Annotated in this window: 15 protein-coding genes; 8 read left to right on the top strand and 7 right to left on the bottom strand. The window is 70.6% G+C overall.

All coding sequences use genetic code 11. The annotated features are described in order from the left end of the window. The first annotated feature begins 231 nt into the window (after positions 1–231). The 3 genes from LXN57_RS35825 to LXN57_RS35815 all read left to right on the top strand — a co-directional run bounded on the left by LXN57_RS35825 (position 232) and on the right by LXN57_RS35815 (position 5,487). On the top strand, positions 232–2,820 hold the full coding sequence (locus LXN57_RS35825) for a putative bifunctional diguanylate cyclase/phosphodiesterase (protein ID WP_438872954.1): 2,589 nt from the start codon (positions 232–234) through the stop codon (positions 2,818–2,820). Between the two features lie 1,034 nt (positions 2,821–3,854). Continuing rightward, positions 3,855–5,084 carry a glycosyltransferase 87 family protein gene (locus tag LXN57_RS35820; protein ID WP_251802758.1) on the top strand — a complete coding sequence of 410 codons (1,230 nt, stop codon included), beginning with the start codon at positions 3,855–3,857 and terminating at the stop codon, positions 5,082–5,084. A gap of 1 nt (position 5,085) precedes the next feature. Beyond that, complete coding sequence (locus LXN57_RS35815; RefSeq protein ID WP_438872953.1) at positions 5,086–5,487, top strand: TFIIB-type zinc ribbon-containing protein; 402 nt, start codon at positions 5,086–5,088, stop codon at positions 5,485–5,487. Positions 5,488–5,547: 60 nt separating this feature from the next. On the opposite strand, the gene LXN57_RS35810 is transcribed toward LXN57_RS35815, so the two are convergent. Continuing rightward, positions 5,548–6,753, bottom strand: a complete 1,206-nt coding sequence (locus tag LXN57_RS35810) for an SUKH-3 domain-containing protein (protein ID WP_251802657.1) — start codon at positions 6,751–6,753, stop codon at positions 5,548–5,550. 104 nt (positions 6,754–6,857) lie between these two features. On the opposite strand from LXN57_RS35810, the gene LXN57_RS35805 reads away from it, so the two are divergent. Genes LXN57_RS35805 through LXN57_RS35790 form a run of 4 tightly spaced genes read left to right on the top strand, consistent with a single transcriptional unit; the run spans position 6,858 to position 11,716 of the window. Further along, positions 6,858–7,283 (top strand): YbaB/EbfC family nucleoid-associated protein, encoded by a 426-nt coding sequence (locus tag LXN57_RS35805; RefSeq protein ID WP_251802656.1) that lies wholly within the window; start codon positions 6,858–6,860, stop codon positions 7,281–7,283. Beyond that, a complete protein-coding gene (locus LXN57_RS35800) occupies positions 7,276–7,611 on the top strand; it encodes a hypothetical protein (RefSeq protein WP_221380570.1) in 336 nt (111 codons plus the stop codon). Before LXN57_RS35805 ends, LXN57_RS35800 begins: the two co-directional genes overlap by 8 nt. After that, entirely contained in the window at positions 7,608–11,390 is a 3,783-nt protein-coding gene (locus LXN57_RS35795) for a toxin glutamine deamidase domain-containing protein (RefSeq protein WP_444875222.1), read from the top strand. Before LXN57_RS35800 ends, LXN57_RS35795 begins: the two co-directional genes overlap by 4 nt. 26 nt (positions 11,391–11,416) lie before the next feature. Continuing rightward, on the top strand, positions 11,417–11,716 hold the full coding sequence (locus LXN57_RS35790; RefSeq protein ID WP_251802654.1) for a hypothetical protein: 300 nt from the start codon (positions 11,417–11,419) through the stop codon (positions 11,714–11,716). Positions 11,717–11,720: 4 nt separating this feature from the next. Here the strand turns inward: LXN57_RS35790 and dnaB are convergent, their stop codons facing one another. Next, positions 11,721–13,175 (bottom strand): replicative DNA helicase, encoded by a 1,455-nt coding sequence (dnaB, locus tag LXN57_RS35785; protein ID WP_251802653.1) that lies wholly within the window; start codon positions 13,173–13,175, stop codon positions 11,721–11,723. A gap of 398 nt (positions 13,176–13,573) precedes the next feature. Between dnaB and LXN57_RS35780 the strand changes: the two genes are divergently transcribed. Continuing rightward, positions 13,574–17,752 carry a hypothetical protein gene (locus LXN57_RS35780; protein ID WP_251802652.1) on the top strand — a complete coding sequence of 1,393 codons (4,179 nt, stop codon included), beginning with the start codon at positions 13,574–13,576 and terminating at the stop codon, positions 17,750–17,752. A 233-nt stretch (positions 17,753–17,985) separates the two neighbouring features. On the opposite strand, the gene rplI is transcribed toward LXN57_RS35780, so the two are convergent. The 5 genes from rplI to LXN57_RS35755 form a co-directional block, all read right to left on the bottom strand. Then, the gene (gene rplI, locus LXN57_RS35775) at positions 17,986–18,435 is read right to left on the bottom strand and encodes a 50S ribosomal protein L9 (protein WP_221380575.1); all 450 of its coding nucleotides are present in this window, start codon (positions 18,433–18,435) and stop codon (positions 17,986–17,988) included. 14 nt (positions 18,436–18,449) lie between these two features. Then, the gene (gene rpsR / locus LXN57_RS35770; protein WP_007073789.1) at positions 18,450–18,689 is read right to left on the bottom strand and encodes a 30S ribosomal protein S18; all 240 of its coding nucleotides are present in this window, start codon (positions 18,687–18,689) and stop codon (positions 18,450–18,452) included. 51 nt (positions 18,690–18,740) lie between these two features. Next, a complete protein-coding gene (locus LXN57_RS35765; protein ID WP_251802651.1) occupies positions 18,741–19,319 on the bottom strand; it encodes a single-stranded DNA-binding protein in 579 nt (192 codons plus the stop codon). A 110-nt stretch (positions 19,320–19,429) separates the two neighbouring features. Next, complete coding sequence (gene rpsF, locus LXN57_RS35760) at positions 19,430–19,720, bottom strand: 30S ribosomal protein S6 (RefSeq protein ID WP_014448192.1); 291 nt, start codon at positions 19,718–19,720, stop codon at positions 19,430–19,432. A 293-nt stretch (positions 19,721–20,013) separates the two neighbouring features. Then, a complete protein-coding gene (locus tag LXN57_RS35755; RefSeq protein ID WP_251802650.1) occupies positions 20,014–21,000 on the bottom strand; it encodes an NADH-quinone oxidoreductase subunit E in 987 nt (328 codons plus the stop codon). Positions 21,001–21,041 lie beyond the last annotated feature (41 nt).

Genomic DNA, 21,041 nt, shown 5'->3' with positions numbered 1-21,041 from the left:
AGTCGTATACCGCGGACGCCGTGTAGTCAAATCATCTCGTGTTATCATTTTCTGCGCAATACGACATGAATCGGTATCAACATCGCTTCTCATTGCATATTGTTCCTCTCGTCGCGACGGACACGCTCTTGAATCACCGGAAGTCTCCGGGCCACCCACGGCCCATACCGCGAGGAGAAGAACAATGAACATCAACGACTGGGATTGAGACTGGTGCGCGAACGCGCGCCCATGCTTACGCTGGAGCCCGGACCCGTTTCCGATGCGCTCAGCGACTGGACCCCTTCTTTGCGTAAGGCCCCAAGCTCCAACGACGACGTGACCGGTCGGCAGCTTTCGCTGCTCATCGGTCTCGTCGTCGTTCTGGCGTCGGGCGTCGCGGCCGTCGACCTCTGGTACGCGGTTACCCACCCTCAGCCGATTCCCCACATCGGACTTCTCGCGCTGGTGGTGATCGGCGCCGCCCTGGCCAACCGGGTCAAGGTCTATGTGCGCGTGCGGTCCAGCCGCAACGGCACCACCTGGGGCGAGATCCCGATCCTGGTCGGGCTGGCCTTCCTGCCGCACGCGTGGGTCGTGCTCTGCTCCGTGGCCGGCATCGCCATCGTCAAGATCATGGGACGGTCGGCGCCCCAGCGCGCGATCTTCTCGCTGGCCAAGGAGGTGCTGGTCGTCAGCGCGGCCAGCCTGGTCCTGACCCTGGCCGGCGCCCCGCCGATGCCCCACTCGCTGGTCACGGCGGGCGTCGCCGTCGTGGTGGCGTACGTGACCATGTCGCTCGTCGACGAACTCGTCTTCCTGCCGGTCATCGCGGTCGCCTCGCGCTCGACCATCCGCAAGATGCTGGGGCGGTATCTGGGCGACCGCCTGATCGCGCACGTGTTCCGGCTCGCCACGGCCGTCTACGTCATCGCGATCCTCGCCACCGAGGCCAGCCCGCTGCTGCTCGGCTTCGTCCCCCTGCTGATCGCCTGCCTGCACCTGTGGCACTCGCGGCAGCTGCGCACCAAGGAGGAGCGGCGCTCCTGGCGTGAGCTGGCCAAGACGACCGACGAGCTCAACTCGGTCGAGCTCACCCAGGTGCTGCACGTGGCGGCGACCCAGGGGGCCCGCGTCTTCTCGTCCGACGAGGTCGAGATCGACCTGACCGTGAGCGGGGTCGACCGGGTGGTCCGGGCGCGCGGCAGCGACGTGGTCCACGACGGCCCCCGCCCGGGCCGCGACGCCTACGTCACCGAGATCACCGCCGACCTCGAGACCAGCGACCACACCTACCGCGCCGGCCTGCTCACCCTCGGCTTCCACGGGCGGGTCAAGCTCAACGAGTTCGAGCAGTACAAGCTGAAGACCTTCGCCGCGGCGCTCTGCACGGCCATCCGCAACGCCACGGCGTACGCCGAGCTGCACCGGCTCAACGAGCAGAACGCCTACGACGCGGCCCACGACCCGCTGACCGGTCTGGCCAACCGCCGCCAGCTCTACGACCAGGCCGGCCAGCACTTCCAGGGCCGCCTCGGGGACGGGGTGGCCGCGCTGCTCCTGATCGACCTCAACCACTTCAAAGAGGTCAACGACACCCTCGGGCACGCCGCCGGTGACGCCGTGCTGCGCGAGGTGGCCCGGCGGCTGGCCGACGCGGCGGCGCCGGGCGACCTGGTGGCGCGGCTCGGCGGCGACGAGTTCGCGGTGCTGCTCACCAACCTGCCCACGCCCGCCCTGGCCGCCCACCGCGCCAAGACGATGCTCGCCACCCTCGACCAGAGCGTGACCGTGGAAGGCATGCAGATCACCGTCGAGGCCGCGGGCGGCATCGCCCTCGCGCCCGGCAGCGGCGGCGTCAACGAGCTCATGCGACGGGCCGACATCGCCATGTACCAGGCCAAACGAGCCGGCCTGCCGACCACCACCTATGCCCACGCGCAGGACACGGCCGACGTCAGCCGCCTGGTGCTCGGCGGCGAGCTGCAGCGCGCGGTGGCCGAACACGAGTTCGTGGTCGACTTCCAGCCCATCGTCGACCTGGGCAGCGGCGAGGTGACCGCGGCCGAGGCGCTGGCCCGGTGGCACCACCCCGAGCACGGCTACCTCACGCCGATGGAGTTCCTGCAGACGGTGGAGCGTTCCGGCCGGCTGCCGGCGTTCGCCGACGCGGTGCTCGACCAGGCGCTCGCCGCCTCCGACCTGTGGCGCGAGGCCGGTTTCGATCTGCCCGTCGCGGTCAACGTGTCGCCACGCAGCCTGCTCGACCCCAGCTTCCCCGAGACGGTGCTGGCCCGCCTGAGCCGGCACGCCGTCCCGGCCGACCGGTTGATCTTCGAGCTCGCCGAGACACTGACCCTGAGCCAGCTCGACGTGGTGGGGCGCGCACTCAACGAACTGAGCGAGGCGGGCGTACGGCTGGCTCTGGACGACTTCGGCACCGGGGTCACGCCGCTGTCCGTGCTGTCCCACATCCCCGTCCACCAGTTGAAGATCGACCGCGAGTTCGTCGGCAACGTGCAGACGTCGTCCGAGGCCGCCGCGGTGATCCGTTCGACGGTCGACCTGGCCCGCAGCCTGCACCTCACGGTGATCGCCGAGGGCGTCGAGAGCGAGCCGCAGCGGCACGCGCTGTGGAGCCTGGGCTGCGAGGCCGGCCAGGGCCATCTGTTCGCCCGGCCGATGTCGGCGGCACGCCTGCTGGCGACGTTGCAGCGCGGAACGGCCGGACGGCCCGGGGCGCTCGCGTCGTCATTGCACGATGGTGGCGCAGTCGTCCGCATGTCGCGGCGACGGTCCGGCGGGTCGGGCCGATCCGCTCTGCCACACTTGCCCGCGTGACTGAACCAGGGCAGACGGCGAGCAAATCAGCAGCTGACGGGCCTGCCTCCACCCCCGAGGGCCCCAGCTCAGCCGACGATTCGCCAGATCCTTCCCCGCGTACGCCGGAAGACCGCACCCCCGACAAGCCGGCCACAAAGGACGAAGTGCCCACGCCGGCCGACGCCGAATCGCCGGCCCCTGATGGCGATGCGCCGGTCGCGGCGCCCGACGAGGACGGCGCCGACGCCGAGAAGGCGAGTCAGCCGGATCCCGCACCGCCCGTGAAGACGCCGAGCGCTGGTGCACAGATCGGCATGTACGTCGTCATCAGCGACAAGCCGCTCACCACCAACGGGGCCAAGCCCGCCAAGACCTCCCGGATCGATACCAAAGCCGCCGCCCCCGCACCGAGCGAGCCCGACAAGTCACCCGCCGCACCCCCAGCGCCCGCCGCAACAGCGCCGCCCGCCGCACCCCCAGCACCCGCCGGGCCCACGCCACTCCCAGCACCTGCCGCGGCCGCGCCGCCCGCCGCACCTCCAGCACCCCCGGCACCCCCGGCACTCGGATCGAAAACAGCGCCCGACCCGACCACAGCACCCAAGCCCAACGCAGCACCCGAGCCGGCTACAACACCCGAGTCGAGTGCGGCACCTGAGTCGGCGAAGCCCTCGAAGCCCGACAAATCCTCTGCGCCCACGTCGACCGGAGAGCCCTCCGAGCCTGGCGAGCCCAGCCCGTCCGCATCGAGCAAGCCAGACACAGCAACCGATCCGGCGGCAGCCCCAGCCGAGACTTCCGAAGTCCTGCTCGCCGCTGCTGCCCCTGACGCCGCAGCAGATGCGGCGCCGGCCGAAGAATCTCCGGCCGAGCCCGGCGAGACGGGCGAGACGGGCGAGACGGGCGAGTCCGGACGGCCCGCCAAGCGCCAGGCCGACAAAAAGCCCCCGCGACTCGTCGTCGAACCGGCCCCGGCCGGCCGTCTCGGCCGGTTCTTCGCCCACGTCGACCAGGCCGCGGGCGGCTACGCCGTCGACCTCGCCCTCTACGCCCTGTCGGCCGGATTCGCTCTGATCACGGCGCTGAACTCGACCCTGCTGCCCCACCGTGCGTGGGGTGCCATCGCGGTCTGGGCCTACGCCGGAGCGTTCGTCGTGGCCGCCCTCCAGCTCACCGGCCACCTGCTGACCCGCCGTCGCGCCGCCAGCCGCCTGGCTGCGCTGTTCGGCAACGGAAGCCGGGCCACCGTCACCTGGATCGTCTGGGCCGCGGCCGCCCTGGTCCCCGTGGTCGTCCAGGCGATCCAGCGGGCCGACGGCCGCACCGACCGTGCCCAGGAAGAGGTGATGGTCGTCGAGCACATGGGCGAGCGCCTGCTCAACACCGGCACCCCGTACCTCTCGCGCGAGACGATCGCCGCCCTGCCCGACTCCGGACGACTGATGGGCTACAGCCCGTACCAGCCGGGAATGTCCGTCTTCGGCCTTCCGCGGGCCCTCTTCGGCGATGTCTGGTGGACCGACGCCCGCATCTGGTTCGCCCTGTCCACCGCCCTGATCCTGATCGCCGCCGTCCTGCTGCTGCGGTCCGCCCGGTCGTTCCCGACCGTCCGCGCGCTGCAGGCGGTGACCGTCCTGCCGATCTGCGCGCTCACCCTGGCCACCGGCGGCGACGACATCCCCGTGCTCGCCTTGTGCTTGCTGGCGCTGGCACTCGCGGCCACCGACCGTTATGGCTGGGCCGGCGTCGCCGTCGGCGCGGCCGCCGCCTGCAAACTCCTCGCGTTGCCGGTGGTCGCCGTCCTGGCCGTCCTCGCCATGGCCGTCGCCCGGGGCAGCCGGCTGCTGCCGGGCGCGATCGGTCTGCCGATTCTCGTGCTGGTCCCGCCGTTCCAGGTCAGCCAGGACGGCTTCCTCGAGAACGTGATCCGCTTCCCGCTCGGGCACGGACTCGTCACCAGCCCCGCGCAGTCCCCGTTCCCCGGCTACCTGATCGCACAGAACGTGCCCAACGGCCGCTATCTCACCCTGGGGTTGCTGGCCGCGGTGGCGGTCGTCATCACCGTACGGATGCTCTGGTGGCCCCCGCGCGCCGTCGCCACCGCGTCGTTGATCTGTGGTTGGGGCCTGCTGGCGGCGATTCTGCTCATGCCGACGACCCGCTTCGGTTACCTGCTCTATCCGATCGCTTTCCTGGTCTGGGCCGCCGCCCTGCGCCCCGCACACAGGAACCACACAGCCACAAGTGGCCCGTTGGATGACACAGCCTTGTACCGTCTGTGAGATGCAGATGACCTGTCCGAAGTGTCACGGCGAGATGCGAGTGTACGAGCGCAGCGGCGTCACGGTCGACCAGTGCACCGAGTGCCGAGGGATCTTCCTCGACCGTGGTGAGCTCGAGAAGCTGTTCGAGGCCGAGTCGAATTTCAACACTCGCCAGGCTCCGCCGCAGTCCGCCCCGCCGCGGCCGGCCGCCGCTCCGCCGTCGCCGGGTTACGGCCAGCCGCAGCCGGGTGGTTACGCCCCGCCGCCTCCGCCGCCGGGCTACGGCCAGCCGACGCACGGTTACCCGCCGGCGCCGGTTCCGGGTCACGCCCCCGCCTACGGCCACCACGGCCACTACCGGCGTGGGCACCACGGTCACTACCAGCGCCGCAAGAGCTTCCTGCACAACCTCTTCGACTGAGGTCGCGCCGGCCATCGCCCGCCGGTCCCGTCCGGGGCCGGCGGCGGGGTCAGCCTGTGCTCACCACGTGCCGTCGTCGCGCACCCGCCGCGCCGGCCCGTCGCCGGTGAGCAGGCCGGTCAGCGCCTCGTCGAGCGTGCTGCCGACGAACCACTCGCCGCCCTGGTCGAACACGAACACCCGCCCCAGCTCGTCGATCGTTACCACCGCGTCGCCGCCCTCGATCCCGATCGGGAAGAGTGGCACGCCCGTGAGCTCGGCGAACTCGGCCAGCGCAGCCGCCGAGTGAGCCCCCGGCACAGGATCGAGCCGCAACAGCCGGATCGCCCGCCGCAGCCCGGGCCCCCGCCGCGCACAGCGCACTCCGGGGAAGTCCGCCACCGCCGCCCGGGCCGCCTCGAACGGGCTCAGCCGCCCGCCGGAGGCCTCGACCGCCCGATCGACAGCGTCCGCGCCCTGTGAGCCCGTGCCGGCCCCGATCCACCCGCCGCCGGCCAGTGTGCGCGCCACCTCGTGGGGGAAGCGCCCGGCCACCGGGACCCGGTCGGAGCCGTGCCGCCACTCGCTCGCGAACGCCCTGTCCGACCACGGCAGCACCGCCAGGTCGACGAGCACGCTGATGCACGTCTCGCACGGGCGGTGCTCCTGCCCGCCGACGGGATCGCCCTGGTCGCGTACGAGAAAAGCAGCGAAAGTGGCACCGGTCAGCCAGGCCCTCGCGTCGTCGAGCGCGAACTCGCGACCACGGGCGCGGGTGGCCTCATGCAAAGCGTCGGAGAGGGCGATCAACTCGGCGTGCCGCTCGACGCCGCGCACCTGACTTTCCGCACCCAGCCTGTCGAGCCTGTCCACCACCAACGGATGGTGACTGATCCGCTGGTCACCCTTCGCGCCCTGAGCGCGGAACAGCCGCTCACCCACGGTCAGATGCGCGGCCGTCGTCGGAGTGGGCCGGCGACGCGTCAGCCGGTGCAGCGCGACAACCGGATCCACCGTTCCCGGCGGGCTCGGACGGCGGTCGCGATAGATGGCGGCGATCTCCTCGGGCGGCACCCCGGGCCAGGTGGAGAGCACTCCCGTCTCCCGATCGATCACCGTGCGTGCGCCGTCTCCGGGCACGGAACGCACGGACGTCGGCTGCCGCGTCCAGATCACGTAACCGAGGTCGAACTCGCTGAGCATCGGCTCACACCCGTACCCACGCTGCTCGGATTCGTTGCGCGCCCAGCGCGCCGCGATCGCCTCGGCCTCCGCTCGTGTGATCACCGCGCCTCCTCTCGAAGCCCTGAACCCGATCGCCCGTGGCGACGTTCGCAGATTGAAGTTAACCGAACACGCAAAGTCCCGACACGGACGAGGGGTGTGACCCGGTGGCTGTTACGGCAAATCGCGACGCGAATCGGGAACTGCGCGACCGGCTCGCGGAAGTGCACGAGCGGTATGCGCGTCTGCGGTCCGATCTGGACGGTCTGCAGCAGCGCCTCGACGACGTCCGCGTCACCGTCGTCTCGAATGACGGACTCGTCCGCGTCACGGTCGGCCCGCGCGGCGAGTTGATCGATTTGCGGCTCATCCGCCGGGCCACCCGGAACATGGACAACGAATACGTCTCCCGGACGATCGTCACCACCGTCCACACTGCTGCCGAGCGTGCCGCGGAGCGCGTTCAGACTTTGATGGCCGACTATCTCCCGCCCGATTCCGGCGCCCTTCGCTATCTGCGCGACCACAACTTCGGTTCGCTGCTCGGACGGTCCGACGAGATCGTCCAGGACCTGGCCGGCCGCGATGAGTGACGCCCGGCTGCGGCTCGACGCCGAGGAGGCCCTCGCCGGATCAAGCGCCCTGAGCGCGGCCGGCGAGGACCTCGGCGCGCGCCGCAACCGGGCCGGCGCCGAGATCGCAGCGGCCAGCTCGGCCGTCCCGTGGGGCCGCGACGAGTACGGCCAGTCGTTCGAGAAGCACTACCGGCCGTTCGAGCAGCAGGTACTCGACGCGTGGCAGCAGCTCGCGGCCTACCTGGCCGGACTCGGCGACGCGGCGGCGCTCTCGGTCCGCGACAACCTGGCCGCCGATGCCGAAGCCGCACAGCGTGTCCATTCCACGTATCGGGGCCGATCATGACCGTGCTGCCCAGCCCCATCCCCCACCCGCTCGAGTTCAGCCCGTTCGACGTCCCCGCCTGGGCCTACGAGGCGCTCGAGTGGGTGGTCGGCTTCGACTGGCCGGCCGGCAACGAGGTCGCCACCTGGGATGTCGCCGACCGCTGGTACGCCCTGGCCACGTCGCTGGCCGAGCCGAACGAGGCCGCGATGTCGGCCGCCGGCCGCTTCCTGTCCGGCTACGGCGGCGCAGGCGTCACCGCCGACGGCTTCGCCGACGCCTGGCGGATGGTCGCGGGCGACGACGACGCGCCGCTCCACGACCTACTGCGCGTATCGGACGAGCTGGGCAAACTCGTCGAAGGCTGCGGCGCCGACCTCGAAGCGGCCAAGATCGAAGCCTGGATCGAGATCGGCATCTTCCTCATCGAACTCGTCGGCATGGCGGTCACCGTCGCGCTCACCCTGGGCGCGGCGTCACCGGCCGCCGGCGGGCTCGTCGTCGCCACCCGCCTGGCCGTCCAGCAGATCTTCCGCCGCCTCGTCCAGCAGCTGGGCACGAAGGCCCTCAAGCAGACCGCGGGTCGCGCGATCAAGCAGGTGACGAGCCGCGAAGGCCTGCAACGGCTCGGCCGCGAGGCGCTCGACGAGGGCTTCGACGAGGCGCGCGAGGAGATCGCCACCAACGGCGGTATCCAGATGTACCAGCAGTCGACCGGCCGCTCCGACGGCTTCGACCTCGAGGACATGGGCCGGACCGCGCTGGCCGGTTTCGCCGGAGGAGTCGCCTCGACCGGAGCCCAGGCAGGCTCGCATGGTCACGGCGGCATGCTGCGCGGCGCCGGCGGCGAGGTAATGGCCGAGTTCGGCGCCGCAGCAACCTACGGCGAACTGCCCGACGCCGCAGGAATAGCAAAATCCGCCAGTTCCGGTGCCGTCGGCGGCGGAATGCACGCAATGCCGACATCCATCGACATCGGCAATGCCCAGCTACCGGCCCTCGGTGGTGAAGCTTTCGGAAGTACGGCGGCAGGCGTCAACCCGTCCGACCGGAGCGCCCCGAACGACAACCCACCCGCGAACGCTTCACCGTCAACAAACGCAGAAGGGGCCCCCTCACTCCCCACGACGGCGTCCAACGCCACTGATCAGGTCAACTCCCCACCGAACGCCACAATCAACCTCGACCCCACATCCTCCCCCACCACCCCGACCCCGGCCGCCGCACCCACCGACGACTCGTCGTCCCCGGAACCGCGCCCCACCGACTCACCGCCGCCAACCCCGTCCCCCACCGAATCATCGCCCTCCCCCACCCCGCCAGCGCCGTCCCCGGCCGACTCACCGCTTCTTCCCACGTCGCCGTCCCCCACCGACTCATCGCCCGTCTCCGCATCCCCGGCGCCGTCCCCCACCGACTCACCGCCCGTCTCCACATCCCCGGCGCCGACCACCACCGACTCGCCATCCCTGTCGGCACAACCGACAAGCTCACCGCCGTCACTGCCTTCGGAGTCCCCGGTATCGGACCGCACAGGCCTGCTGGCAGCAACGGTCGGATTCGCCGACCCGCCCGCCCCCGTCTCGTCGTCGGCACCAGCCGTAAACACACCATCCCCCACTTCGCCGGTCGGATTCGGTCCGGCAGTGCCATTCGCCCCTCGCCCCGGCATCCCGGCAACGTCACCAGGCCCTCGCCCCGGTGGTGCGCCCGGGTCGGCGGCACCGGGCTCGCGCCGGAGCGCACTCTCCGATTTGGAGCGCATCGCCGACGCGCTCGGCCCGCGGACGGCGCCACGTCAGCCCGTACGCCGAACGCTCGAAAACGCCGTGACGACGGCGAACCCTCCGCAGCCGGAGGTACGCGACGAGCGGGCGTATTTCGGCTACGCCGCCCACGCCCGCCAGACCCACGAGCAGAACCGGCGCGACGAATACGCCGCCTACCTGGAGTCGATCGCCGAGGACAACCGCGCCCGAATCCTCGACCTGGGCCGAACCGCCGACCAGGCCGGCCGGGCCGGTTTCACCCTGCGCGAGGCCCAGGACCGCCACCAGGCACGCGAACTGAGCGAAATCGTCGCCGAGATCGAGGACCAGATCACCCAGGTTCGCTCGGGCACCCTGGCCCCCGAACGCGTCGAGGTAGATCCACCCGAATGGATCCGGATCAACCGGGACGTAGGCAACCTGGCCCCCGGCGGAGTACGCACCGGCGACCGCTCGGCGCTAGACGGTTTCGCCGGCCGCCCACCCATCGACCGCACCCGCCACTACAACTCGGTCGGCGGCCTGCGCCCCCCACTGGCCGTACACCAGACCGACATAGAGAACGCCGTCCCCCGAGACCGCGAGGGAAACGTCTCGCGCCTACCCGACCCCCGAGAGGGCACCTGGTTCCGCCTGGCCAACGACGGCGGCCCCGCAGCCGACCCGACCCGCGGCCTGAACTGCGTAGACGGTGTCCTGTCCCTCTTCGACACCTACATTCACGGCCGCCCCCGAGTCTCGGCCCCCAGAACGTTCGACGTCTACGCGAACGGCAACCCAGACCGCCCACTGGGCGGCGAAACAGAGGGCGTCCAACGCATACGCCTGGCCACCGGCGGCGACTTCCAAAACCTGTGCCCCTACCTGGCTGACGCCGACCCCACCGCCGCCAAGCCCAAAATGGACCAGGCCGTACAAAACCTAACCAACCACCTGCTGAACACCGGCCACGGCTCCTACGCCTTCCTGATCACCGACCTGGAGGGCGGCGGTAGCCACTCCTGGGCCGCCCTGAACCAGAACGGAACCGTCCTCTACGTAGATCCCCAAATCGGCCGAATCTCCGAACACACCCCTCTCTACGCCCACCACGGAGTCCCCACCCCCACAAACCTCGTCTCCCTGGAAGCCCTGGTAGTAGACGCCTCCGGCCACCCCACCCCCCTGCCCCACCACGGCCCCGGCGCCTGGTCCACCACACCCCCGACCGGAACCGATGAAGGCGCTGAACAGCCGTCCGAACAGCCGGCGTTCGAGTCGCTGACTCGCGATCAGCGAACGGTCCTCAGCGCTGCTATGTCGGACGCCGACCGCGTTGCTGAGCAGGTGTATCGAGATCTCGGCGCAGTGGTGCAAGCCCTTGATCACAACGCGGCGCGGCTGGTTGGCGAAGAACACCGCGTCAAGTCGGTCGAGAGTCTGAGCCGAAAGTTCCTGGAGGCCTTCGAGACCGGGAACGTCGGCATTGACGAATTCATCAGCCGCGTCAAAGATCGTGTTCGCTTCTCGGTCGAGACGCCTGAGCAGAACTACGGCCGCACGGTGACCCAGGTGCTGGCGGGCCTCAGCGAACTCGGCTATGTGCGGACCAGCGCCGCGAGCTTCTGGGCAGATCATGGGCGGCACAATGGCCTCAACATCTGGCTGACAACGCCGGAGGGCTTCCGAATCGAGGTTCAGTTCCCCACGCCTCTGTCACATGAAGTAGGAACGAAGACGCACGACAGCTACGAGACCGTGCGTCTGGGCCACAAGCCAGCCTATCAACGAGTCAATGCGTTCCTCGAAATTATGGCCACCAACAAGCGGCTCGACATCTATGCCCACCGACCCACCGACCTTCACTTGATCACGGACGTGAAAGAGAAGGAGACCACGCTGGCCGGTTGGCTACGGTCGGAATCCAGCACACTCGCGCAGTACAAAAAGGATCTTCGCACCCGCGGCATATCATTCGAAAACGAACTTCAGCGGCACGGCCTCGGACTCGACGACGTTCCCGGCCTCGACGGGATGGGCTTGATCGAATGACGGAAAGCTTCAGCTATAAGACGATCTTGCGGAGCGACGATCGATCGACCATCACCAGCCTCGTCGCCTATCAGCCCGGCGACCAGGTGCTGCGTGCTGTGCTTTGGAGCGTTCCGCGCCGCCAATGGATCTATGCGCCGAACCTGGCGGCTCCCGTCCTATACGACGATCAGGAGCAGGATCGCGGCCGGCCCGTAGACCGCCGGACCGCCGAGCGGATCTCACGGGACGTTCTGCACACCGAGCTTCCCAGCGAGACAGTCCTGACCGAGATGTCCGACGAGGGCGAGCGCAACGGCTGGAACTACGGCCCGCCGCGCGGGTGATGGCTCAGGTGATGGCCATGTCGACGAAGCGGGACAGGTGCAGCTGGGCGGCGACCGTAACGGTGTCGGTAGGGCCGTTTCGGTGCTTGGCGATGATGAAGTCGGCCTCGCCCGCTCGCGGGCTCTCCTTGTCGTAGTAGTCGTCACGGTGCAGCAGGATGACGACGTCGGCGTCCTGCTCGATGGAGCCGGATTCACGCAGGTCGGACAGCTGCGGCCGCTTGTCGGTGCGCTGCTCGGGACCACGGTTCAGCTGTGACACCGCGATCACCGGGCATTCGACCTCTTTGGCCAGCAGCTTGAGGCCACGGGACAGCTCGGAGACCTCTTGCTGGCGGCTCTCGGTCTTCTTCGGGGAGGACATCAGCTGGAGATAGTCGATCACCAGGAGCTTGAGGTTGTGCCGCTGCTTGAGGCGGCGCGCCTTGGCCCGGATCTCCATGAGGTTCATGTTGGGGGTGTCGTCGACGAAGATCGGGGCTTCGCTGATCTCGCCCATGCGCCGGGCCAGCTTGCTCCAGTCGTCGTCGGTGAGCTGACCGGAACGCAGCACGTGCAGGGGCACCCGGGCCTCGGCCGACAGCAGACGCATGACCATCTCGATCTTGCTCATTTCGAGGGAGAAGATCGCGCTGGCGCAGTTGGCTCGGATTGCCGCGTTGCGGGCGAAGTCCATGCTGACGGTCGACTTACCGAGACCGGGACGCCCGGCCACGATGATCAGCTGGCCGGGGTGCAGGCCGTTGAGCAGCCGGTCGAGATCGGAGAAGCCGGTCGGCACGCCGGTCATCACGCCGCCGGAGGCGCCCACCGCCTCGATCTCGTCGAGGGTGGGCTGGAGCATGTCGCCCAGGGCGGCGAAGTCTTCGCTGACCCGTTTCTCGGTGACGTCGTAGATGGCCTGCTGGGCCAGGTCGACGATGTCGTCGACGTCACGCCCGCCGTTGCCGTTCGCGCCGTAGCCGAGCTGGACGATCTTGGTGCCGGCCTCGACGAGGCGGCGCAGGATGGCCCGCTCACCGACGATGCGTGCGTAGTAAGCGGCGTTGGCCGCGGTGGGCACGCTCTCGATGAGGGTGTGGAGGTAGGGCACGCCGCCGATGCGTTGCAGATCACCCGAGTCGGCCAGCGCGGCCGCCACGGTCAGCGCGTCGGCCGGTTCACCCCGCCCGTACAAATCGAGAATGACGTCGTAGATCGAGGCGTGCACCGGACGGTAGAAATCCGTCACCTTGAGGATCTCGACGACGTCGGCGATGGCGTCCTTGGAGAGCAGCATGCCGCCGAGAACGCCCTGCTCAGCCGCGACGTCTTGCGGAGGGGACTTGTCGAAGGCGCCGCCCCGGGAGGAGCCGCCGCCCGATTGCCCGCCGCCCGATGACCCGCCGCCGGACGGCCCGCCACCCGACGGTCCACCGCCGGACTGGGCCGGCGGACGTGTCTCGTCGGTGATCGACACCCGGACCTCCTCCATTAGCCGTACGTGCATCCCTGATCAAACAGCTCGGGTGTGACACTTTCGGCTGATCCCCGCCATGATCAGGAAAAACTCCTGATCAAGCCCCGCGCCTGCGGCGGCACCACTGTACGAACCCGGCCGCCACCTGCCCAAGCGGACCGGTGGACGAGCCTCGGGACAACCTGTGGACATCCCGCCCCAGCCTGTGGGCAGCCCTGTGCACAGCCTGTGTACAACTCCTGGGGATGACGGGGGTCGTGCCTTCGCCAGCAGGCATTTCGCTGTCCCCACCTGTGGAGGGAGAAAAACTCCTGCACAAGTGCGAAAAGGTGCCTCGCGTGAGCAAGCCGTCGCGCGGAGGCGTTGCGGTTCCGACGCGCGGAAGGCACGCTTTTGTCGTGGACCAACGGGAGTGGGACTACGGCGCCCGCATGTCGCGAGAGCGACGCGCCGCCGATCAGTGGTCCCCCCGTACCTCGGATTCGCCCGATTTCGCCGATCCTGAGCCGAAATGGTCGTCCCTCACCGACACCGGCAGCCTGCAGCCCAGCGCCGAGGCTCTCGACTGGCAGCGCCGGGCCGACCAGTGGGCTCAGCAGGCCGAATCCGACCCGCACCAATCCGTCGAGCCGGCCAACCGCTGGTCCGACGTCGCCGCCACCGGTCGCACCACGTTCCCGGCCGACGGCGTCGGCTGGCGCACCGAGACGGCCGAGTGGCGGGCCGCCGGCGCCCGCTGGCGGCAGACCACCGAGTGGCGCTCCACCACCGGCTCCCACGTCTGGCGGTCGACAACCGAGGCCTGGCAGACCGACGGCAACAACTCCTACCCGGCCGAGACCGAGACTCCGATGGCTCAGCCGGCGATCTCCAGCACCGCCTGGTCGGGCGACTCGGGCACCGACACCCGCCCGGCCTGGCAGCAGTTCGCCGACTCGTCGACCGAGCCCGAGGCGCCGGGCCGGTCGTGGTCGGCTTCCGCCGAGCCGGCCACGCCGAGCCGGCAACAGCCTTCCCCCCGTACGCCCGCCGAAAGCTCCCCCTCCTGGCAACAGTTGGTCGAGCCGGGCCAGCAGCCGTCGTGGAACTCCCGTCCGTCCTGGCAGCGGGACGCCATCGAGGGCTCCGCGACCTGGACCGACCTGACCGACCAGCGTTCCGCCGACAGCGGCGCCACCTGGCTGCGTTCCGACGACGCCCGCGACGACGGCCGCCACCTGGTGCGCGAGGACGACCGCGCCGCCGCGTGGCAACGCGATGCCGGCGCGGGGTCACCCTCGGTGGGGCGGCGTCGCGCTCCCGAGCCGGGTTACGCGCCTTCCGGTGGTACGGGCTGGTCCAGCGGCCGCTCCGAGGCTGAGAACGGTGAGAACACCGACAACTGGGCCCGCCACACCGACACGGGCGGCATTCAGCTGTACGGGGATACTCCCGCCTCGCCCGAGCCGGCGTCCTGGAACACGACGGGCACCGGTTTCGGCTCCCGCAACGTCAACCGCCGGGAAGAGGCTGACCGCAGCCGGAGTCCGTACGGCGATGCTCCCGGCTACGAGATGCCACCGGCGACACCGTACGAGCCACCGCCGCGCCAGCCCCGCCGAGATGACACCGCAGCCGGTTACGACGCCACCCCGCGCTCGCGCTACGCCCCCGAGGACGAGCAGCCCCGCTACACCGACGAGCCGCCGACCAGCCGCGGCCGCCGAAGCCGCCGCTATGCCGACGACGCCGACACACCGCGCCGCGGCGACACCGGTTCCTTCGCCCCGCCGGAACCACGCGCCGCGCGACGGTCCCGTTCCGAATCGGACGAGACCGCCACGTTCAGCGCCGTCCCGATGCCCGCGCCGCCGCCCACATCGGCCCAGCGCAGCGCCGTACCCATGCCCGCGCCGCCGCCCACGTCAGCCCAGCGCAGCGCCGTACCCATGCCCGCGCCGCCGCCCACGTCAGCCCAGCGCAGCGCGGTCCCGATGCCCGCGCCGCCCTCCTCGGCCCCGCGCAGTGCTGTGCCCATGTCCGCTCCGCCCTCATCGGCGCCGCGCAGCGCCGCGCCCATGTCCGCCGCTCCGACCTCCGCTCCGCGCGGTGGCCCGTCCAAGGGCCGCGCCAGGTACAACGCGGGCGGCTCCGACTGGCGCGAGCAGACCGGGTCGTGGGAGGCCGAGCCCGACACCAGCAGCTGGGTCCGCGACCCCGACACCGGCCAGTGGAGCCGCTCCGACGACGACCCGCGCATCCTGGCGTGGCGCCGCGAGGCCGCCCGCCGCGAGGCCGCCGGCGAGGGCCCGCGCGCCCTGCCACCCCCGCCCCCGCCGGCCGCCGCCGAGCCCGAGGCCCGTCCCGAGCCGCCCACCGGCTGGCGCAACTCACCCCCGCCGCTGCCCCCAGGTCCGACACCCCGCAGCGCAGTGCCGGCCGACCCGTACGACCAGCCCCGCGGCTACGGCGACGCCGACCCCGCCGGCTACGGCACAGCACCCACCAGCTCGGTCCCAGGCCGCAGCCCGTACGGCTACAGCGGCGCACCCACGAGCGCAGAGCCCGCTCGCGACCCGTACGGCGCCGCCCCGACCAGCCCCGCCCGCGACCCGTACGACGAGCCGCGCGGCTACCGGGCCGGCCCGAACCCGTACGACCAGCCTCCGGGTTACGGCGCCGCGCCCACGAGCTCGGCTCCCGGCCGCGACCCGTACGGCACCACACCAACCAGCTCAGTTCCCGGCCGCGACCCGTACGGCACCGCACCAACCAGCTCAGTTCCCGGCCGTGACCCGTACGGCGAACCCCGCGGCTACGGCGCCGCGCCCGGCCGTGAGCCCTACGACACCGCGCGCGCCAATGGCAGCGCCCCGGCCGGTTCGGGCCCAAGCCGCTACGGCACCGAGCCCTACGACGCCCCGCGCGCCAACGGAGGCGCGACCCCCGGCCGCAACGCATACGAGCAGCCGCGCAACTACGGCGCCCCGACCGACCGCGAGCCCTACGGCAGCACACCCACCAGCTCCATCCCCAGCCGCGACCCGTACGACCAGCCGCGCAACTACGGCACCCCGCCCGACCGCGAGCCCTACGGCAGCACACCCACCAGCTCCATCCCCGGCCGCGACCCGTACGGGACTCCGCGGGCGACCGGCAGCGCACCCACCAGCTCCATCCCGGCCCGCGACCCGTACGACGAACCCCGCGGCTACGGCAGCGCCCCCACCAGCGCCGTCCCCGCCCGCGACCCGTACGACGAACCCCGCAGCTACGGCGGCCCGGCTCCCGATCGCGAACCCCGCGGCTACGGCAGCGCCCCCACCAGCGCCGTCCCCGTCCGCGACCCGTACGACGAACCCCGCGGCTACGGCAGCACCGCCCCCAGCCGCGACCGATACGACGACTACGGCAGCACGCCGACGACGTCGCTTTCCCGGCGGTCCTATCAGGACGAACCGGGCAACGCCCCGCGCAGCGGTTCGGCCTACGGTGGCGGCGGCACCGCTCCTTACCGCGGCCAGCCCGCCCTTCCCAGCGCTCCGCGCAGTGCCCCGGGCTACGGCGGATCGGGCAACACGCCGGCCGGCGGTGTTCCCGGCGGTCCGCTCGGTTATTCCGGTTCCGTCCCGGTCAGCTCGCCGCGCGGCTATTCGGGTGCGCCGGCCCTGCCTCCCGGTTCCGCCACCGCCCCGGCGAGCGGTGTGCCGCAGTACATCCCGCGCGAGGAGCCGGAGCGTACCGGTCGCCGGCGCGCCGACGATGACGTGCCGACCGGTCGGCGTGGCGCGGTGGAACCCGGTGCGTACGCCGCCGAGCCGTTGAGCCCCGAGGCATGGCAGACCGGCGGGCGCCCGGCCGAAGCCCCACCCTGGTCACTGGACGATCCGACCAGCACCGGCGCACGTTCCGAACCGAGCCAGTGGCAACTCGAGGAGCGCCGCGAGCGAGCCCGTGGCAGCGCGACCTACCGCGAGGGCGGTGGGGGCAACTGGCGGCGCGACCTGTCCGATCAGAGCGACCTGGCCGACGGCGAATCCCGCCGCTACGGCACCTCGGATTACGTGCCCTTTCGGTCCGGCGGCTCAGCCGCGGTCTCGGGACGATCAAACTTATCCACCACGTCGACCTCGCTGATCTCGCCGGTCGGGCGCGAGGCGGCCGCAGCTCCGCAGCGCGCCGCCGCGAGCTGGAACGGTCCTTCCGGGGCGTACGAACGTCGCCCGGTCACCAATGGCTATCCGACGGGCCGGAAGAGCGACCTGCTCAATCCGGACGACGAGGAGGATGAACAGGAGTCCGGCAGTCCGCTCGCCGCGGTCGGCTACACCGTCATCTGGTATGGCGTCCCGGTCGTCCTGTTCGTCGCGTACATGCTGGTGGTAGGCACCGGCGCTCAGGGGCATGCCCTCGGCACGCTGGCCAAGGCCGCCCCGCAGTTCCTGATCTCGCTGGTGCTCAGCGTGCTCGTCGCGGTCGGCCTGCGCTTCGTGAGCCACTCGTGGAAGGCGGTCAGCGTCGGCCTGGCCGCGGCTGTGGTCGGCGGCGGCCTGGCCACCGTCCTGACCTCGGCCATCACCGGCAACAGCCTCAGCTGACCGCCCACGCCGGCAGCCCCACTGAACCGCGCCGCCGCCCGAACAAACCGCATCAGCCTCGGAGGGCCAACCGCCCGCGGTCGGATCCAGAGGAATCGCCCGGCACCCCCGGCGCTTGTCCCTGGACTACCCGGGCGACCGATCCACCGCTGAGACCCACGCGCGTCGGAACAGCAAAAGCGCGCCGAGATCCGTGGGGATCCCGGCGCGCCTTTCGTTCGCGCGAAGCGGTCTTACTTGGAGGCGACGACGTTCACGGGGAACGTCGCGGTGACCTCGGGGTGGAGCTTGACCTGGACGTTGTAGGCGCCCGTGGTCTTGATGTGGCCGGGCAGCTCGAGGCGGCGCCGGTCGAGGGACGGACCGCCGGCGGTCTTGACCGCGTCGACGATCTCGGCCGGGGTGATCGAGCCGAACAGCCGGCCACCGTTGCCGGAGCGGGCCGTCAGCGTCACCTTGAGGCCGGAGAGCTGGGCCTTGACCTCGTTGGCCTGGCCCAGGTCGCGGATCTCGCGAGCGTCACGCGCCCGCTTGATGACCGCGACCTGCTTCTCGGCGCCCTTGGTCCACTGGATCGCGAAACCCTGGGGCAGCAGGTAGTTACGGCCGTAGCCGTTCTTGACCTCGACGACGTCGCCGGGGGTGCCGAGGCCCGACACCTCCTGGGTGAGGATGATCTTCATATTCGTGACCCTCCTCAGCGCGCCGTCGCCGTGTACGGCAGAAGCGCCATCTCACGGGCGTTCTTGACCGCGCGGGCGATCTGCCGCTGCTGCTGCGAGGTCACCCCGGTGACGCGGCGGGCACGGATCTTGCCCCGGTCGGAGATGAACTTCCGCAGCAGAGCGGTGTCCTTGTAGTCGATGTAGGTGATCCCGTCCTTGTCGAGCGGGTTCACCTTCTTCTTCGGCTTGCGAAGCGCCGCAGCCTTAGCCATTGCTCTTACTCCTGAACTCAGTGAGCCCTCGGGTCGGGTAGACCCAGCGGGCTAGAAGGGAGGCTCGTCGTCGAACGAGGAGTTGCCGCCGCCGCCACCGGAGGCACGGTTGCCGCCGGAGCCGGAGCCGGAGGAGGCCGGAGCCGCCGTCGCCCACGGGTCGTCGAAGTTGCTGTTGCTTCCTCCGCCGCCACCGCCGGCTGGACGGTTGCCGCCACCGGAGGCGCCGAATCCGCCGCCGGAACCACCGGAGCCACCGCCGGAGCGGTTCATCCGCTGCACCTTCGCCGTGGCGTACCGCAGCGACGGGCCGATCTCGTCGACCTCGAGCTCGTAGACGGTGCGCTTCTCGCCCTCGCGCGTCTCGTAAGACCGCTGGCGCAGCCGGCCCTGCACGATCACCCGTGAGCCGCGTTGCAGCGACTCGGCGACGTGCTCGGCGGCGTCACGCCAGATGTTGCACGCAAGGAAGAGTGGCTCGCCGTCTTTCCACTCGCCCGACTGCCGGTCCAAGGTCCGCGGCGTCGAAGCGATGCGGAACTTGGCCACTGCCGCACCCGACGGGGTGAAGCGCAGCTCAGGGTCGTCGGTCAAGTTCCCGACGACCGTGATGGTGGTTTCTCCTGCCATGATCTTCTCCTCGCCGCTTCGCTCGTTCGTAGGAGGTTGTCAGAACCCCCTGACAAAAACGAGGCTCCGCGGATTTAACCCTTGCAGTGCGGCGAAGCCGCCTCAGCAACTCAGCGGGTCTCGGGCCGGATGACCTTGGTACGCAGGATGGACTCGTTCAGCCGCAGCTGACGGTCCAGCTCGGCCACGGCCTCGGGCGTCGCCTGCAGGTCGACGACCGCGTAGATGCCTTCGGCCTTTTTGTTGATCTCGAACGAGAGCCGGCGACGGCCCCAGACGTCGAGCTTCTCCACCGAGCCACCCGCGGTCCTGATGACGTTCAGGTACTGATCGAGCGACGGGGCAACGGTGCGTTCCTCGAGCGAAGGGTCGAGGATCACCATGAGTTCGTAATGACGCAAGACGTTCTCACCTCCTGTGGGCTGAGCGGCCACGGTCTCTCCGTGGCAGGAGGTCTTGTGTCGCTCGCAAACGAAAACCGTGGGGCTTGGCCCACGGCAGTCACTCTGCGAACCGAGCAAGCATACCCACCACCACCGCACGGCCAAAAAGAAGGACCCCGCCCGGGTGGGGCGGGGTCCTTCCTGGTGGAGCCGCGGGGCGCCCGATCCGCATTCGCTGGGTGGGACCTGGGGAGGAACGACCACACCGATGAGGTTGGACGCGGCCGCCCCGCGGAGCTTGTAGCAGAAGACTATGCGATCTCTGCCCGATTTGCACGTTGCGACACGAATGCCCGAATAGCGGCAACTGTTACTCCCACCACACATACAGCGGCGGTCAGGGCCAGCAGGCCCAGCGGGTTGCCCTCGCGCATCGGTTCCAGCGCCGCCACGGGCTCGGCCGCGGCGATCGTCACGGGGGCCGGGGCGGGTGGGGCCGGTTCGGCCCCGACGGTCACCGGGTCGACACCGAGGTCCGGTACGCCGGGAAGCAGCCTCCGGGTGTCGCCGGGCGGCATGCCGGCGAAGGCGGGCGCGGCGCTCCCCGCCGTACCGGGAAGGGTCTTGGTCCTGGCCTTGGGTCGTACCGCCGCCCCGCCGTGGGGCATCGACTGGGCCGCACTGGTCGCCGCCTGGGACGTGACGTGGGTGCGCCGAGCCGGCGACGTGTCCGGGCGCGTGGTGGCGGGCCTTGCCCGGGATGGCCGCTGGACCGGCGAGGCGGCGTCCGCAGCCGACGACCCCGCCGGGGAACGATCGTCGTCGGAAGGCGCCAGGGACATCGGCGTCGCATCGGCCGACGAGGGAGCCGCCGGGTCCGGATCGGCCGGTGTCGCCGCCGAGGCGGACGGCGAGGCCGTGATCATGACGGGCGTGGTGTCGTCGCCGATCGCACAGTTCGGCTTGAGCATCACCGACGTGGTGCCCCGCCGGAAGATCACGTCGGTCGAGGACTCGTCCGGGACGGTGCCCTTGGTGTCCCCGCCGAGCAGCAACTGTGCGGCGTAGCCGGTCTGATTCACCACCCGGATCGTGCTCTGCGCCGGCACCGTCATGGACTCGATGCTCGGCCGTGAACTGCACGGGACGCTGAACATCCCGCCGCCCGAGAAGGTGACCGCGCGGACGCCCTCGGGAATCGGATCCGCGCGCGCCGAACCGATCGCCAGCATGGGCACGCCGAAGATCAGACCCCCCAGCACGATCGCCGTCACCCGCTGTCGGACCTGCCGAGACATGCACCATCTCCCACGTCGCCCCGGCCCGCGGGCCGGTATCG

The sequence above is a fragment of the Paractinoplanes hotanensis genome (assembly GCF_023717965.1).
Classification (GTDB): domain Bacteria; phylum Actinomycetota; class Actinomycetes; order Mycobacteriales; family Micromonosporaceae; genus Actinoplanes; species Actinoplanes polyasparticus.
The sequence above is the reverse complement of the archived record's forward strand: the minus strand, read 5'-3'. Positions and strand labels throughout refer to the sequence as shown.

Bases quoted from the DNA above. Each gene is read 5' to 3' on its own strand.
- rpsR (WP_007073789.1), bottom strand. From the start codon at position 18,689: ATGGCTAAGGCTGCGGCGCTTCGCAAGCCGAAGAAGAAGGTGAACCCG.
- LXN57_RS35825 (WP_438872954.1), top strand. From the start codon at position 232: ATGCTTACGCTGGAGCCCGGACCCGTTTCCGATGCGCTCAGCGACTGG.
- LXN57_RS35800 (WP_221380570.1), top strand. From the start codon at position 7,276: ATGAGTGACGCCCGGCTGCGGCTCGACGCCGAGGAGGCCCTCGCCGGA.
- rplI (WP_221380575.1), bottom strand. From the start codon at position 18,435: ATGAAGATCATCCTCACCCAGGAGGTGTCGGGCCTCGGCACCCCCGGC.
- LXN57_RS35815 (WP_438872953.1), top strand. From the start codon at position 5,086: ATGCAGATGACCTGTCCGAAGTGTCACGGCGAGATGCGAGTGTACGAG.
- LXN57_RS35765 (WP_251802651.1), bottom strand. From the start codon at position 19,319: ATGGCAGGAGAAACCACCATCACGGTCGTCGGGAACTTGACCGACGAC.
- LXN57_RS35755 (WP_251802650.1), bottom strand. From the start codon at position 21,000: ATGTCTCGGCAGGTCCGACAGCGGGTGACGGCGATCGTGCTGGGGGGT.
- LXN57_RS35795 (WP_444875222.1), top strand. From the start codon at position 7,608: ATGACCGTGCTGCCCAGCCCCATCCCCCACCCGCTCGAGTTCAGCCCG.